Source organism: Nonomuraea longispora (genome assembly GCF_004348345.1).
Classification (GTDB): Bacteria; Actinomycetota; Actinomycetes; order Streptosporangiales; family Streptosporangiaceae; genus Nonomuraea; species Nonomuraea longispora.
Genome location: NZ_SMJZ01000427.1, coordinates 1 through 1472 on the forward strand (window position 1 = coordinate 1; position 1472 = coordinate 1472).

The 1472-nt window shown below is 75.5% G+C and carries 2 protein-coding genes; one reads left to right on the forward strand and one right to left on the reverse strand.

Features of this window, described 5'->3' with window-relative positions:
* The coding region (locus E1267_RS43730) for an SDR family oxidoreductase (protein WP_132342204.1) at positions 1–691 on the reverse strand (691 nt) is incomplete at its 3' end.
* A 181-nt stretch (positions 692–872) separates the two neighbouring features.
* Here E1267_RS43730 and E1267_RS43735 point away from each other — a divergent pair.
* A partial coding sequence (locus tag E1267_RS43735) for an ATP-binding protein (RefSeq protein ID WP_165960137.1) occupies positions 873–1472 on the forward strand: 600 nt, incomplete at its 3' end.

Consider the following 1472-nt stretch of genomic DNA (forward strand, 5'->3'; position numbering starts at 1 on the left):
CGTCCGGACCGTCTCCGGCCCCGCCGCCCCTTCGGCCCTCCGCACCGTCTACCACACCACCGACCGCACCACCGACCGCACCACCGACCGCACCACCGACCGGGCCGGCGACCACGGCGTTGGCGCGGACGCCGGAGCCTGCCAGGTCAAGCGCCGCCCTGCGGGTCAGCTCGATCACGGCGGCCCGCGAACCACGGCAGGACGTCAGGTTGACGACGTGGCCGCCGCCGCTCCGGCGCATCGCCTCTGCCTCGTACCTCAACGCCGGCGACATGGCCCGCACCTGAGCGGCGCCGTCACATCCGGCGTCCGCCCAGTCGTCCGCGCAGTCGGCGGCCCAGGCGGCACAGTCGGCGGCGCACGGACCCGCATCGGCTCCGGCGGCGCAACACCCGGCGCAGGCGATGTCGTTGCAGGCGGCGTCGAGGCGGCCGAACGCGCCGAGGGTCTGCTCGACCAGCCGCCGCACCGACACCGGACTGGCCAGGTCCGTGGGGACGGCGACCGCCTGGCCACCCGCCGCGCCCAGGTGGGCGGCCAGCGCCGCCAGGGCCCGGCCGTCGCGGGCGGCGAGCACCACGCTGGCGCCCGCCCTGCTGAGCGCGCACGACGTCGCGGCGGCGCCGTGGCCGATGCCGCGCCCGGCGCTGGCGACGATGGCGGTACGGCCCCTCAGAACTCCGCACGTCATGGCGGCCTCGCCCCCGGTTCGTCTCGCGGGTTTCCGGTACGCGACCGACGCTAGGCGGGCGCCGCCCCGCCCCGCATCGGCGAAGTCGCCGGTCTCATCAGCAGGCCGGCCACCACAGGCCGAACGACGAGGGCGGGTCGGGGAGATTGTCAGGGATGCCGGTGCTTTCTATGCTCGGCGTGTGCTGGGGCGAGCCGACGAGACCGAACTGCTGGACTCGTTGCTGCGCCGCGCCGCGGAGGGACGCGGCGGCGGGGTGGTGCTGCACGGCGAACCGGGCATCGGCAAGACGGCGCTGCTGTCGTACGCGGAGGAGCGGGCATCCGGTTTCCAGGTGCTCCGCGCGGTCGGCGTCGAGCCCGAGGCGGACCTCGCGTACGCGAGCCTGCACCAACTGCTCATGCCCGCGCTCGGTTCGGTCGGCGAGCTGCCCGGGCCGCAGGCGCAGGCACTGAACATCCTGTTCGGGCGGGCGCACGGTGGCGCGCCCGATCCGTTCCTGGTGGGCCTGGCGAGCCTGTCGCTGCTGTCGTTGCTGGCCGGTGAGCGGCCGGTGTTGTGCGTCGTCGACGACGCGCACTGGGCGGACCAGCCGACGTTGATGACGCTGGCGTTCGTCGCCCGCCGGCTCGACAACGAACCGGTCGCGCTGATGCTGGCGGCGCGGGCCGACGAGGGCCACGGCACCGATCTGCCCCACCTGCGCAGGGTTCCGCTCATGGGTCTCGGCAGGGAGGCGGCCACGGCGCTGCTGGCCGAGCGCCTGGGCGGGCGCCTGGGC